The organism is Providencia sp. PROV040 (assembly GCF_032706145.1).
GTDB lineage: Bacteria > Pseudomonadota > Gammaproteobacteria > Enterobacterales > Enterobacteriaceae > Providencia > Providencia hangzhouensis.
Genome location: NZ_CP120530.1, coordinates 844,394 through 858,379 on the forward strand (window position 1 = coordinate 844,394; position 13,986 = coordinate 858,379).

A 13,986-nucleotide genomic window follows, 5' to 3' on the forward strand; every position below is an offset into this window, starting at 1 on the left:
TTATTAGCTCCGAGAGTTATGCTAAATAAATCAGCCGTAACGAAATTCAATACCGAAAGTGCCGCGTGGGTATTCCCATTTTTCTAATGCACTATCTAAGCCAAGAATGCGGCAGGTTCCACATTCAAGACAACCGGCATAATCGAAACGTACTGAGCCGTCCTCTTGTTTTTTATATAATCCCGCTGGGCAAGCTTTAGTTAATGTTTCGAGCACATTCATATCTGGATGCTCTTTTATCACAATATGCGGGTTTTCTTCATCGACATTAAATTTATTAATGCCGAGTTTGACATCAACGTTGACTGGATTACTCATATTGCTCTGACTCCTTTAATTCCATCTTTGAGCAAATTCATAAAGCCCACTTTCTTCGCGTGTTGTAACATGGTCTTACGTAAAGGCACAGGCGCTTCATCTGAGATAGTGAAGAGTTTTTTGGCAATACCAACTGCCATTTCTGGATAAGCAGAAAACATGCGAGGGTTATCCAAAAACTCAGGCATTTTTTGGTACATTTTCATGTCCCGCAGTGGGCCTTCGTTGAGCAGTGTGAGGTATTGATTTAAATTTTGTTTGCTGAAATCGTCGGTTTTCATTGCGCTAAGTACGGCTTTTGCTGCCGCTTCACCGGAGGCAACAGCTAAGTCCATACCACGAATAGTAAAACCTAAATTCATACACATACCAGCCGCATCACCAGCAATTAATACCCCATCACGTACTAATTCTGACTGCATTTTTAAACCTGCTTCAGGAACAACGTGAGCGGCATATTCGACCATTTTTCCGCCTTCAATCAACGGCGCAACGGCGGGGTGCTGTTTAAAGTCTTCAAGCATTTGCGGAACAGATTTCTTAGCGTCTTTGATGTGGTGTAAGCCACAGACTAAACCTAAAGAAATAGTATCTTCATTGGTATAAAGGAAGCCTCCGCCCATCAAGCCATCGGTCGGTGAGCCTGCAAATAGCCAAGCAACGCCCTCGTTCTCATTTAAATTAAAGCGGTTGCACAACACATCTTTTGGTAGTTCAATTAATTCTTTAACCCCAACGGCAACATGTTCTGCATTGACGCGTTTTGTCATACCAAGTTGTTCTGCCAATAGTGAATTGACACCATCTGCTAAAATGACCACTTTAGCTTCAAGTACATCACCATCAGCTTCCACACCGACGACCTTGCCATCGCTTTCAACTAACTTATCAACTCGAATCCCTGTAATACACTGCGCACCTGCATTTTCGGCTTGTTCAACCAGCCATGGGTCCAGTTTTCCCCTAAGTACAGACCAAGAGGTTTCATCTGGGTTTTGTGCTGCAGCTGCAGCATTTTGAAAATCAACAGTGACAGCACCGGTTTCGGTCATAAATGACAATTTTTCGCGTGTGATCATGCGCTCAATAGGCGCTTCTTGGGTAAAGCCAGGAATAATTCGTTCTAAGCTATGGGCATACATTCGCCCACCTGTTACGTTTTTACCGCCCGCGTAGTTTCCTCTTTCGATTAGGAGAACTTGCGCACCTTCACGGGCAAGCACCAATGCAGCCACAGAGCCGGCTAGGCCTGCACCTACAATGATTGCATCAAAAATATCATCGGACATAGTTTCTCCAAAGGTCACTAAAACAGTGAGGAAAATGCCTCACTGTTATTGAGTTTATTTCGCCAGTTGTTGCGTTAAAGCAGGTAAGATTTTGAACAGATCGCCTACTATCCCGTAGTCAGCAAATTGGAAAATAGGGGCATTTTTATCTTTGTTGATAGCGACGATAGTTTGTGCGCCATTCGCACCGACCATATGTTGAATTTGCCCTGAAATGCCGACAGCGAGGTAAAGCTCTGGTTTGAGCATTAAGTTGGAAATACCCACATAGCGCTCATGTTCCATCCATTTTTCATTTTCTGCGACTGGGCGGGAACAAGCGATTTCAGCACCTATTGTGTCGGCAAGCGTTTTAGCAATAGCGATGTTTTCTTGACTACCAATACCCCGTCCTACACTGACAACTAAGCGTGCTTTATCTAGTTCAACTGAGCTACCTGCTTTTTTCTGAATCGAGGTACGTACAATAGATTGTTTTGGTTCGACCCATTGTGTAGCTTGAGCCGTGCCGTTACGTGATGCATCACTTGGGGCTGCTTCAAATGTACCAGAGGTAAGTGTTGCAATTGAAAATGCGCTATCTAGAGTCTCTTGACCGAAGGCGAGACCACCGTAAACCATATGTTTAATTGCAGGTTTTCCAGATTCGATTGTAACTGCTGTTGCATCGTTAGAGACGACTGCTTGTAGTCTAGCCCCTAAGCGTGCTGCTAGTAATTTACCTCTACGGGTATTCGGTAACAGTAATAAACCTTTATCACCATGCTGTTTGATGGTTGAAACGATAGTGTCTGCATAATCTTCAATAATACGGTCGTCGGGTTTACCTGCTAATTGAAAAACTTGGGTCGCACCAAGTTGAAAAGCTTGTGAGCTTTGCGCTTCATCTAGGGCGAAAACATTGACTTGCTCACCCAGGGTGAGAGCACCGCCGATAAGTTCAGGCAAACGGGAAGTCATGTCACTAAATACCCAAACGGTTGATAATTTGCTCATAACTCCTCCGATTAAATGATTTTTCTTAAATGTTCTGCAAATTGCGCAATTTGATCATCTCCATCACCTTCAATAATGATCCGCTGGCGAACTTTCTGTTTTGGTGCGGCGATAGATTGAGACGATAATGCGGCAACGTTATCTAAGCCAATATCTGCCATCGTCCAAGCTTGGACGGGTTTTTTAGCGGCACCTAAGATGGCTTTCATGGATGGAATAACGGGAACGTTAATATCGGAGGTAACAGCGATAATGGCTGGTAATGAAAGGGATAACGTTTCAATTTCGTCTTCCAGTTCACGCTCTACAATCACCTTATCGGCTGTGATAGAAACAATGTTTTTCACACCATTGATAGCAGGAACTTGCAGGGTTTCACCTAATAAAATACTCACTTGTTGTGCATTGAGATCTGCGGAACCATCACCGCAAATAATTAAATCAAAGCCCACTTTCTGTGCCGCGGCACCAAGGGTAATCGCAGTTTGATGGGGCAGTGCATGCTCAAGTTGGTCATCAATAACAACAACCAGCTCATCTGGGCCACGTGATAGCACATCTTTACGTGCTTTCATATTAGTTAGTGCTTTACCACCAATACTTAACGCAATTACTTTGCTGTCTGCTTGCTGCGCTTTTATTTGGTTGGCAGTTTCAATTGCATTTAAATCATATTGACTGATTTTGGTATCGGCACGTGAAAAATCTAAAGAACCATCTGAGCTATTTACAATAATATCTTGTTCATCAGGAACAGATTTATAGCATGTAATAATATTCATTACATCTCCTAAAATAATATTAATAAATATGATCCGTTTCGGTTTCGGATTATATAATTATCATGATCTGGATATTTAAAAATAAAACCTAAGTCACCAATATTGAAAACGTTAAATTAAAGAGGATTTAAATGCTCATACTGATACCCTACTCACCAATATTATAAAAATCACCTAGTTATCAATGAAATGTTCAATATTGCTACCTGAATCACCAATACTGAAGGTATTTAATAACATTAACGTTACACAATATTTTATCTCTATGTATTTATTGATGTTTAAAGTTATTTTAAATGAAAAAAACAATAACAATTATTTATCACGAATAATATTGTGACCTTAATAACAGAATTGTTAATGGGGACTAGACATGATTTGGATAGGATTTGAATTAATACTTAATTAGGTTTATTGGGATTTAATAATAAATATAAGTTTTAAATAAATGTAAGTATGAGGTTATGTATTAGGTATTGAGAATAATATCTATTTTAAAACTTATGTATTAAATAATAAATTGGGATCGAACTATGAGCAAAGAAAATAAAAAAGGTGGGATAGAACCGAAGGTTTTTTTTCCACCGTTGATCATTGTTGGACTATTGTGTTGGTTAACTGTCCGTGACCTTGATGCTTCAAATGAAGTTATCAACCAAGTTTTCAGCTATGTCACCAATGTGTGGGGCTGGGCATTTGAGTGGTATATGGTCGTGATGTTTGGTGGCTGGTTTTGGTTGATTTTAGGACCATATGCTAAGAAACGCCTAGGAGAAGAGAAGCCTGAGTTTAGCCGAGCAAGCTGGATTTTTATGATGTTCGCATCTTGTACTTCGGCCGCCGTGCTGTTTTGGGGTTCGATTGAAATCTATTATTACGTTTCTGCACCGCCTTTTGGCTTTGAACCTTATTCAAATGAGGCCAAAAATATTGGGCTCGCATACAGCCTGTTTCACTGGGGACCACTTCCATGGGCGACCTATAGCTTCTTATCTGTCGCATTCGGTTATTTCTTCTTTGTTCGCAAAATGGATGTTATTCGTCCAAGTAGTACGCTAGTTCCTCTGGTAGGGGAAAAACGGGTAAACGGGTGGTTTGGTACGCTTGTTGATAACTTCTATCTCGTTGCGTTGATATTAGCAATGGGAACTAGTCTAGGATTAGCAACACCGTTAGTTACTGAATGTATTCAATATTTATTTGGTATTCCTCATACCTTACAACTTGATGCCATCATCATTTTCTGTTGGATCATCCTAAATGCAATTTGTGTGGCTTTCGGTCTGCAAAAAGGGGTGAAAGTTGCCAGTGACGTCCGTAGCTACCTGAGTTTCTTAATGTTGGGATGGGTATTTATTGTTGGTGGCGCTAGCTTCATTGTGAACTATTTCACCGATTCTATCGGTGTCCTAATGATGTATATGCCTCGCATGCTGTTTTATACCGATGCGGTAGGTAAAAGTGGCTTCCCACAAGGCTGGACAGTGTTTTACTGGGCATGGTGGGTTATCTATGCCATTCAAATGTGTATCTTCCTCGCGCGTATTTCTAAAGGCCGTACCGTCCGTGAGTTGTGTATCGGGATGGTGGCAGGCTTAACGGCGGGAACAACGTTAATTTGGACTATTTTAGGGAGTAACACACTCCAACTTGTTGACCAAAATATTATTAATGTTCCCAAACTAATTGAAGAATTCGGCGTTGCGCGCGCCATCATTGAAACATGGGCTGCCTTACCTTTGAGCACTGTAACAATTTGGGGCTTCTTCATCCTCTGCTTTATCGCCACTGTGACACTCATTAATGCCTGTTCCTACACCCTCGCTATGTCGACTTGTCGCGCAGTGAAAGATGGTGATGAACCGCCATTGTTAGTGCGCATCGGTTGGTCTGTCTTAGTCGGTGTTATCGGCATTGTTTTGCTGGCGTTAGGCGGATTAAAACCCATTCAAACAGCGATAATTGCCGGAGGATGCCCACTTTTTTTCGTCAACATCATGGTAACGCTCTCCTTTATTAAAGATGCCAAAGTGCATTGGAAAAATGACTAATTTACTCAGAAACAACATTTAAGAGGTTATTGATATGGATTTTAGATTGAATGATGAGCAGGAGCTGTTTGTCGCAGGGATCCGTGAACTGATGGCCAGTGAAAACTGGGAAAGCTATTTCGCTGAATGTGACCGCGACAGTAAGTATCCTGAACGCTTTGTAAAAGCGTTAGCGGATATGGAAATCGATAACCTGCTGATCCCAGAAGAACATGGCGGCTTAGATGCAGGGTTTATCACCGTTGCTGCGGTATGGATGGAGCTGGGTCGCCTGGGAGCACCAACCTATGTGCTGTACCAACTACCGGGCGGTTTTAATACAGTGCTAAGAGAAGGAACTCAAGAGCAGATTGATAAAATCATGGCGTTCCGCGGTACGGGTAAACAAATGTGGAACTCGGCGATCACTGAACCGGGGGCTGGCTCTGACGTAGGTAGCCTACAAACCACTTACCAACGCCGTAATGGCAAAGTGTATTTGAACGGTAGTAAATGTTTTATCACCAGTAGTGCTTACACCCCATACATTGTGGTGATGAGCCGTGATGCGGATTCACCAGACAAACCTGTTTTCACCGAATGGTTCTTAGATATGAGCAAACCAGGTATCAAGGTGAACAAACTTGAAAAACTGGGTTTACGCATGGATAGCTGTTGTGAAATCACTTTTGATAATGTCGAACTTGATGAAAAGGACATGTTTGGCCGCGAAGGTAATGGTTTTAACCGTGTAAAAGAAGAGTTCGACCATGAACGTTTCTTAGTGGCCTTAACTAACTATGGCACTGCGATGTGCGCGTTCGAAGATGCGGCTCGTTATGCTAACCAGCGTGTTCAATTTGGTGAAGCCATTGGCCGTTTTCAGTTAATTCAAGAAAAATTTGCACATATGGCGATCAAGCTCAATTCAATGCGCAACATGTTATATGAAACTGCATGGAAGAGTGACAATGGATTGATCACCTCTGGAGATGCAGCAATGTGTAAATACTTCTGTGCAAATGCGGCATTTGAAGTCGTGGACTCTGCGATGCAAGTACTCGGTGGTGTAGGAATTGCAGGTGAGCACCGGATCGCCCGTTTCTGGCGTGATCTGCGTGTGGATCGCGTATCAGGCGGTTCAGATGAAATGCAAATACTGACATTAGGCCGTAGCGTACTAAAACAATACCGCTAATAACTGAACGTAATGGGATGGCTTTCACGAGAGGGCCAACCCTGCTTCACAGGAGATAACAACATGGCAGAGCATCTACCTATGCCAGAATTTGGCCCTCTAGCTGGGGTTAGAGTGGTATTTTCAGGAATTGAAATTGCTGGCCCATTCGCGGGGCAAATGTTTGCAGAATGGGGTGCTGAAGTGATCTGGATAGAAAATGTCGCTTGGGCAGACACTATTCGCGTTCAACCCAACTACCCTCAGCTGTCACGACGTAATTTACGTGCATTATCATTGAATATTTTCAAGGATGAAGGGCGTGACGCATTTTTAAAACTGATGGAAACCACGGATATATTCATTGAAGCGAGTAAAGGCCCCGCATTTGCTCGCCGTGGTATCACGGATGAAGTACTTTGGGAACATAACCCTAAACTGGTCATTGCACACTTATCCGGTTTCGGGCAGTACGGTGACCCGCAATATACCAACCTCGCAGCTTATAACACTATTGCTCAAGCTTTCAGTGGCTATCTGATTCAAAACGGTGATAAAGACCAGCCAATGCCTGCTTTCCCGTATACCGCAGATTATTTTTCTGGCATGACTGCCACAACGGCGGCACTGGCGGCACTGTATAAAGCACGTGAAACCGGAAAAGGTGAAAGCATTGACGTTGCCATGTATGAAGTGATGTTGCGTATGGGGCAATACTTCATGATGGACTACTTTAATGGCGGCGAAATCTGTCCACGTATGACAAAAGGAAAAGACCCCTATTACGCAGGTTGTGGTCTCTATAGCTGTAAAGATGGTTATATCGTGATGGAAATTGTCGGCATCACGCAAATTCAGGAAATTTTCAAAGATATTGGGTTAGCGCATCTGTTAGGTACACCAGAAATACCGGAAGGCACACAGCTAATTCACCGTGTGGAATGCCCTTATGGGCCTTTAGTGGAAGAAAAACTCGATGAATGGCTAGGTTCACGTTCGATTGATGAAGTGCTAGCAAGACTCGCGGAATTGAATATTGCTAGCGCCAAAGTCCTTACGATTCCTGAGCTAGAAACCAATCCTCAATACATTGCGCGCGAATCTATTACCAGTTGGCAAACAATGGAAGGAAAAACCTGCCGTGGTCCTAATGTCATGCCTAAATTCAAAAATAACCCCGGACAAATCTGGCGAGGCATGCCATCACACGGTATGGACACGACAGATATCTTAAAAAATATTGGATACAGCGAAACTGATATTCGGGGGTTAGTCGATAAAGGGCTAGCCAAAATAGTTGATTAATTGAATGGGTACTCAGGGCAATGATGACTATTGAACTGAGTATTCATCAGGGAAATGATGGGTAACAATTAATGGATGTAATCGGTAAACAAAATTTGCGTCAAATGTGGGATGACTTAGCAGTCACCCACGGTAACAGTCAGGCGCTTATCTTTGAATCCTGCGATGGAAAGGTTAGCGAGTTCAGTTACTTAGAAATGAACCAGCAAATTAATCGCACCGCCAATCTCTTTTTAGCTTATGGCATTCAAAAAGGCGATAAAGTGGCTTTACATTTAGATAATTGCCCTGAATTTTTCTTTTGCTGGTTTGGCTTGGCTAAAATTGGGGCGATTATGGTCCCAATTAATGCGCGTTATAAATACAGTGAAAGTGCCTGGATCATGCAGAACTGCCAACCCAAAATGGTGGTAACTTGCTCCTCTTTCTTAGATATTTATCAACAAGTATTCGCTGATGAAGCGACCAGCTTAGAACATATTTTTTTGATTACAGAAACGCAAATTGAACCCGTAGAGCATATTTCTGACTTTTGGCTTGAGCAGTCACAACAACATACTCAGTTGACTCAGGTGGTTGAATTGCATGTCGAGGATACGGCCGAAATTTTATTTACTTCTGGGACCACCTCGAAACCTAAAGGGGTGATTATTACTCACTATAACCTCCGCTTTGCGGGTTATTACTCTTCTTGGCAAAACAGCTTACGCTCCGATGATATTTATTTAACGGTCATGCCTGCTTTTCATATTGATTGCCAATGTACGGCTTCTATGGCTGCATTTTCTGCCGGTGCTACGTTTGTTTTATTAGAGAAATACAGCGCACGCCGTTTTTGGCAACAAGTGGTGAAATACAAAGCGACTGTCGTCGAACTTATCCCAATGATGATCCGCACATTATTAAGCCAGCCGCTGGCGGATAACGAAAAAGATCATTGTTTACGAGAAGCCATGTTTTACCTCAATTTAAGTGAAGAAGAACGCGACCAGTTTATGGCCCGTTTTGGGGTGAAGCGGTTTTTAACTTCGTATGGTATGACGGAGACGATAGTTGGTTTGATTGGTGATAGGCCTGGCGATATGCGTCGTTGGCCATCTATTGGTCGCCCTGGTTTTTGTTATCAAGCTCAAATTCGGGATAGAAATAACCAACCTGTCGGAACAGGGGTTATTGGTGAGCTTTGTGTAAAAGGTGAACGTGGTAAAACCCTCTTTAAAGAGTATTACAACAGCCCTGAAGCGACAGCAAAAACCTTTGACGAAGCGGGATGGATGCATACGGGTGACTTTGCTTACCAAGACAAAGACGGCTTTTTCTATTTTGTCGATAGAAGCAGCAATATGATCAAACGCGGTGGAGAAAATGTCTCTTGCAGTGAAATCGAAAATATTATCGCCTCACATCCTGCCATTGTCGATGTTGCGGTGATTGGTATTGTGGATGATATCCGAGATGAAGCGATTAAAGCTTTTATTGTGCTTGAAGAAGGGGAAACCTTAACTCAGGAAGAATTTTTTGCTTTTTGTGAAAAACAAATGGCGAAATTTAAGGTGCCAACGTGTGTTGAGGTACGTAAAGATTTACCGCGTAACTGTTCTGGAAAAGTATTGAAAAAATATCTGCAATAATCGACAAACTTGATTAATTTTGCATACATTTTCGGGCTGCACATGTGCAACCTGAAGCGTCACTGCACGACGAAGAAAGGATTATATTATGAGCGAATCATTAAAAATCACTCGAAATGGCGCTATTTTAGAAATCATACTCGATAGACCTAAAGCAAATGCAATAGATGCAAAAACTAGTTTCAAAATGGGAGAAGTTTTCCTTAATTTTCGCGATGACCCTTCGCTGCGTGTCGCCATTATTACCGGGGCAGGAGAGAGATTTTTCTCTGCGGGTTGGGATTTAAAATCTGCGGCGGAAGGTGAAGCACCTGATGCTGATTTTGGTCCAGGAGGCTTTGCCGGTTTGACTGAAATTTTTAATTTAAACAAACCTGTTATTGCTGCGGTGAATGGATATGCGTTTGGCGGTGGTTTTGAACTAGCTTTAGCGGCAGATATGATTATTTGTTCTGAAAATGCCAGTTTCGCATTACCTGAAGCCCAACTCGGGATTGTTCCGGATAGCGGTGGTGTTTTACGTTTACCTAAAATTTTACCTGCGCCAATCGTGAATGAAATGGTGATGACCGGCAGACGAATGGATGCGCAGGAAGCATTACGTTGGGGAATTGCTAACGATGTGGTTCCTATTGAGAGCCTGATGGATAAAGCCCGTGAACTTGCAGAACAAATCACCCAAAGTGCGCCACTTGCTGTCGCTGCACTGAAAGAAATTTTCCGCGCTACAGGTGAACTTACAGTTGAAGAGGGGTATAAACTTATGCGTAGCGGCGTGCTGAAAAACTACCCTGCGGTTTTACACTCAGAAGATGCAACAGAAGGCCCGCTGGCGTTTTCCGAAAAACGTTCACCGAGTTGGAAAGGGCGCTAGTACGCTAGCAGTGAGGTGAATCTTGAGTTTTTACGCTTTTGAAGGGGTGATCCCAGTTGTTCATCCCACCGCATATGTACATCCATCAGCGGTAGTGATTGGTGATGTGATTATCGGTGAAGGAGTGTTTGTCGGGCCTAACGCCTCTTTGCGTGGGGACTATGGTCGTTTGATCATAGAAAAAGGTGCGAATATTCAGGACTGTTGCATTATGCATGGCTATAGTGATGTTGAAACGATTGTCCATGAGTGCGGACACATAGGTCACGGTGCTATTTTGCACGGATGTATTATTGGTCGTGATGCTTTAGTCGGTATGAATAGTGTGATCATGGACGGTGCTGTCATTGGCGAACAAAGCATTGTTGCTGCGATGAGTTTTGTTAAAGCTGGGTTTCAAGGAGAATACCGTCAGATGTTAGTCGGAAGTCCAGCCCGTTTTTTACGCTTAGTGACTGATGAAGAACTGCATTGGAAGCAGTTAAATACTAAGGAATATCAAGACCTAGCGTGCCGGTATCAGCAACACTTACAGGAAACCCAGCCACTAATAGAGCTTGAAGCTAATCGACCCCAATTATTTGGTACAACGGATGTAAAACCTAAGGGGCAATGATTCACAAAAAGGCCGTAAAATAAAAAACGCAGATAGTGAAGTCTGCGTTTTTTATTGATGTGAAGCTAAGAAATAGGTTTAACGACGTTGTGCTTTTGATAGCATCCATTGCCATTTTTGCTCTCGATTTAATTCACTTGGTGGCATAGAGGCTGCTTTTATAGGAGAATCGATAGTGACTTTTTCAGCTTGATGACTTCTTAAACGTGCATAAAGCTGGTTATCAATTTTCTTAACTTTAATAAGCCGCTGGCATTGGCAGCCTCGTCCCGATAATTTATTTGGGATCATTTTTACTTCACACTGAATTTCAGCAACATCAGATAAAATATAAGAAACAATATTGACTGCATTAGGATGCGGGATATCAAAGTTGTTAGATATCTCTCTAGCTGTAGTCCAGCGCCCTTGTTTCATTACCCAGTTTGCAATAGATAAATACAAGGGTTCATTAATATATTGTCCACACATAAGCGCTCCCAAATCTATTTATTAAAATCGACTAAATAAAAATAAACTATATGAAAATTGTAGTTGGAATAGCGTTTATTTGTTTCCTGGTTTGTTAATTAAGAAAACAAAATAATTACTTATTAATTTCTGGTTAAAATTGTTAAAATAATATATTCGTTATAAAAATAAATTATCATTTCTTACATATAAAAAATAATATTTCATAATAATATGTGACGAATATAATTCAGAGACTAAATTACACTGTCATACAGTGACAAAGTTCATATTAATAGATTTTAAAATAATTTGCATGCCTTTATTGTGAAAATTTACATTCAAGATAAAAGCTTTGTTTGTATTCTTATTTCAGGTAAATAGCTGAATATCTTTGTAGATAAACTGATTATATTTGGTTTTATATTTTATTTTAATGATCTTGAAATATAATAAAAATGTGACATAGGTGATTTTTTTAAATGAACATTAGTGAGTCAGTAATAATAGGGAGCTAAACACTTTTTTAGCGTATTAAGAAAAGGAATAAGAGTGATTGGCTTTGTGATTGAATAGGGCATTGTATTGTTAATGCAATGCCCTGAAGATAAAAACTATTTGGCTAAATAGTTATTAATAGAATTAACAATACCTGTGGAATCTAAGCCCAATTCAGCAATAAGTTCCTCTTGGGTACCCTGAGAAATAAAATAGTCAGGTAAACCAAGGTTTAAGATTGGAATGATTTTTTTCTCATGCATTAGGAACTCATTCACACCGCTACCAGCACCACCCATGATGGCATTTTCTTCGAGAGTGACCAGTACATCATGGGTATTGGCCATTTCAAGTAGCAGAGCTTCGTCTAAAGGCTTCACAAAACGCATATCTACAACAGTTGCATTGAGTTGTTCAGCAGCAACTAATGCGTGGCTTAATAATGTGCCAAAACATAAGATAGCGACTTTTTCACCTTGGCGACGAATAATACCTTTACCAATAGGCAGTGGCGATAACGGCTGTAATTCAGCGCCTGTTCCTGTACCTCGAGGGTAACGAACCGCACATGGGCCATCTTGGTAATGGTAGCCAGTATGCAGCATTTGGCGGCACTCATTTTCATCACTTGGAGCCATAATAACCATGGTTGGTATACAGCGCAGGAATGAAATATCAAAAGAACCTTGGTGAGTTTGTCCATCAGCCCCAACAATGCCTGCCCGGTCAATTGCAAACATGACAGGTACCTTTTGGATAGCCACATCATGAATGACTTGGTCATAACCGCGTTGCAAGAAAGTGGAATAGATAGCAACGATAGGCTTATAGCCACCAATGGCGAGGCCTGCCGCAAAGGTGACAGCATGTTGCTCCGCGATCGCGACATCGAAGTATTGCTCTGGGAATTCTTTAGAAAACCGAACCATACCAGACCCTTCACGCATCGCAGGGGTGATAGCCATCAGCTTGCTATCGTCTTTGGCCTCTTCACACAGCCAATCCCCAAAGATTTTAGAGAATGTTGGCCCCGTCTCTTTGCTTTTAGGTAAAGTGAAGGTACTTGGGTCAAATTTAGGAACAGCATGCCAGCTAATAGGGTCTTTTTCTGCTGGCTCATAACCCCGGCCTTTCTTGGTCATGATATGTAAAAATTGCGGGCCTTTTAAATCACGCATATTTTTTAACGTTTGAACTAAGGCAACAACATCATGGCCGTCAACAGGGCCAATATAGTTAAAACCTAATTCTTCAAACATGGTCCCCGGTACGACCATGCCTTTAATGTGTTCTTCTGTCTTTTTCAGTAGCTCTTTAATAGGCGGCATGTTAGAAAAAACTTTTTTTCCACCTTCACGCAATGTTGTGTAGAGCTTTCCAGAAAGCAAGTGAGCTAAGTGGTTGTTTAGTGCGCCAACATTTTCTGAAATAGACATTTCGTTATCATTTAAGATAACCAACATGTCAGGTGCAGCATCGCCAGCATGATTCATCGCCTCAAATGCCATTCCTGCGGTAATGGCGCCATCACCAATCACACAAACCGTTTTACGGTTTTGTTTTTCTTTTTCTGCGGCAATGGCCATGCCTAAACCGGCACTAATGGATGTTGAGGAATGGCCAACGCTTAAAATGTCATATTCACTTTCTTCACGCCATGGAAAGGGATGTAAACCATTTTTTTGACGAATGGTATCAATACGGTCACGGCGCCCCGTTAATATTTTATGTGGGTAGGCTTGGTGGCCGACATCCCACACAAGGTTATCAAACGGCGTTTTATAGACATAATGTAGTGCGACGGTGAGCTCAACAGCGCCAAGACCAGAAGCAAAGTGACCGCTAGAGCGACCTACGCTACTCAGTAAAAATTGTCTGAGTTCATCACAAAGCTTGGGCAAACTCTCTTTAGGCAACAGACGAAGCTCATCTGGTGTCTCTGCCAAGGCTAGCGTTGGATATTTAGCGATATCAATACTCATTAGTTGCTCACTTATAATTAATAAAAAACCCAACTTAC

At 41.9% G+C, this 13,986-nt stretch carries 12 protein-coding genes; 6 read left to right on the plus strand and 6 right to left on the minus strand.

Annotated features, from left to right (window positions below; all coding sequences use genetic code 11):
• Positions 1 to 30: 30 nt before the first annotated feature.
• From fixX to fixA, 4 genes are read right to left on the minus strand one after another with little or no spacing between them, the layout of a single operon-like run.
• Positions 31 to 318: a ferredoxin-like protein FixX gene (gene fixX, locus P3L40_RS03635; protein ID WP_096864512.1), complete on the minus strand. Its 288-nt coding sequence runs from the start codon at positions 316 to 318 to the stop codon at positions 31 to 33.
• Positions 315 to 1,607, minus strand: coding sequence for an FAD-dependent oxidoreductase FixC (fixC, locus tag P3L40_RS03640; protein ID WP_136134851.1), 1,293 nt, complete (start codon positions 1,605 to 1,607; stop codon positions 315 to 317). Before fixC ends, fixX begins: the two co-directional genes overlap by 4 nt.
• 54 nt (positions 1,608 to 1,661) lie before the next feature.
• A complete protein-coding gene (locus tag P3L40_RS03645) occupies positions 1,662 to 2,603 on the minus strand; it encodes an FAD-binding protein (protein ID WP_004905511.1) in 942 nt (313 codons plus the stop codon).
• Between the two features lie 11 nt (positions 2,604 to 2,614).
• Positions 2,615 to 3,385: a putative electron transfer flavoprotein FixA gene (fixA, locus tag P3L40_RS03650; protein ID WP_136134850.1), complete on the minus strand. Its 771-nt coding sequence runs from the start codon at positions 3,383 to 3,385 to the stop codon at positions 2,615 to 2,617.
• 533 nt (positions 3,386 to 3,918) lie between these two features.
• Here fixA and caiT point away from each other — a divergent pair.
• The 6 genes from caiT to caiE all read left to right on the plus strand — a co-directional run bounded on the left by caiT (position 3,919) and on the right by caiE (position 11,018).
• Complete coding sequence (gene caiT, locus P3L40_RS03655; protein WP_136134849.1) at positions 3,919 to 5,436, plus strand: L-carnitine/gamma-butyrobetaine antiporter; 1,518 nt, start codon at positions 3,919 to 3,921, stop codon at positions 5,434 to 5,436.
• A gap of 34 nt (positions 5,437 to 5,470) precedes the next feature.
• A complete protein-coding gene (caiA, locus tag P3L40_RS03660; protein ID WP_004905499.1) occupies positions 5,471 to 6,613 on the plus strand; it encodes a crotonobetainyl-CoA dehydrogenase in 1,143 nt (380 codons plus the stop codon).
• A gap of 63 nt (positions 6,614 to 6,676) precedes the next feature.
• Positions 6,677 to 7,897, plus strand: a complete 1,221-nt coding sequence (caiB, locus tag P3L40_RS03665; RefSeq protein ID WP_094961956.1) for an L-carnitine CoA-transferase — start codon at positions 6,677 to 6,679, stop codon at positions 7,895 to 7,897.
• 71 nt (positions 7,898 to 7,968) lie between these two features.
• A complete protein-coding gene (caiC, locus tag P3L40_RS03670) occupies positions 7,969 to 9,528 on the plus strand; it encodes a crotonobetaine/carnitine-CoA ligase (protein WP_110592399.1) in 1,560 nt (519 codons plus the stop codon).
• An 88-nt stretch (positions 9,529 to 9,616) separates the two neighbouring features.
• A complete protein-coding gene (gene caiD / locus P3L40_RS03675) occupies positions 9,617 to 10,402 on the plus strand; it encodes a crotonobetainyl-CoA hydratase (protein WP_094961958.1) in 786 nt (261 codons plus the stop codon).
• A gap of 22 nt (positions 10,403 to 10,424) precedes the next feature.
• Positions 10,425 to 11,018, plus strand: a complete 594-nt coding sequence (gene caiE / locus P3L40_RS03680; protein ID WP_004905486.1) for a carnitine operon protein CaiE — start codon at positions 10,425 to 10,427, stop codon at positions 11,016 to 11,018.
• Positions 11,019 to 11,096: 78 nt separating this feature from the next.
• Here caiE and caiF read toward each other — a convergent pair whose 3' ends face one another.
• Together caiF and dxs are read right to left on the minus strand one after the other, a co-directional pair.
• Positions 11,097 to 11,489: a carnitine metabolism transcriptional regulator CaiF gene (gene caiF, locus P3L40_RS03685; protein ID WP_004905481.1), complete on the minus strand. Its 393-nt coding sequence runs from the start codon at positions 11,487 to 11,489 to the stop codon at positions 11,097 to 11,099.
• A 593-nt stretch (positions 11,490 to 12,082) separates the two neighbouring features.
• Entirely contained in the window at positions 12,083 to 13,948 is a 1,866-nt protein-coding gene (gene dxs / locus P3L40_RS03690) for a 1-deoxy-D-xylulose-5-phosphate synthase (RefSeq protein ID WP_136134847.1), read from the minus strand.
• Positions 13,949 to 13,986: the final 38 nt, after the last annotated feature.

Bases quoted from the DNA above. Each gene is read 5' to 3' on its own strand.
- fixX (WP_096864512.1), bottom strand. From the start codon at position 318: ATGAGTAATCCAGTCAACGTTGATGTCAAACTCGGCATTAATAAATTT.
- fixC (WP_136134851.1), bottom strand. From the start codon at position 1,607: ATGTCCGATGATATTTTTGATGCAATCATTGTAGGTGCAGGCCTAGCC.
- P3L40_RS03645 (WP_004905511.1), bottom strand. From the start codon at position 2,603: ATGAGCAAATTATCAACCGTTTGGGTATTTAGTGACATGACTTCCCGT.
- fixA (WP_136134850.1), bottom strand. From the start codon at position 3,385: ATGAATATTATTACATGCTATAAATCTGTTCCTGATGAACAAGATATT.
- caiT (WP_136134849.1), top strand. From the start codon at position 3,919: ATGAGCAAAGAAAATAAAAAAGGTGGGATAGAACCGAAGGTTTTTTTT.
- caiA (WP_004905499.1), top strand. From the start codon at position 5,471: ATGGATTTTAGATTGAATGATGAGCAGGAGCTGTTTGTCGCAGGGATC.
- caiB (WP_094961956.1), top strand. From the start codon at position 6,677: ATGGCAGAGCATCTACCTATGCCAGAATTTGGCCCTCTAGCTGGGGTT.
- caiC (WP_110592399.1), top strand. From the start codon at position 7,969: ATGGATGTAATCGGTAAACAAAATTTGCGTCAAATGTGGGATGACTTA.
- caiD (WP_094961958.1), top strand. From the start codon at position 9,617: ATGAGCGAATCATTAAAAATCACTCGAAATGGCGCTATTTTAGAAATC.
- caiF (WP_004905481.1), bottom strand. From the start codon at position 11,489: ATGTGTGGACAATATATTAATGAACCCTTGTATTTATCTATTGCAAAC.
- dxs (WP_136134847.1), bottom strand. From the start codon at position 13,948: ATGAGTATTGATATCGCTAAATATCCAACGCTAGCCTTGGCAGAGACA.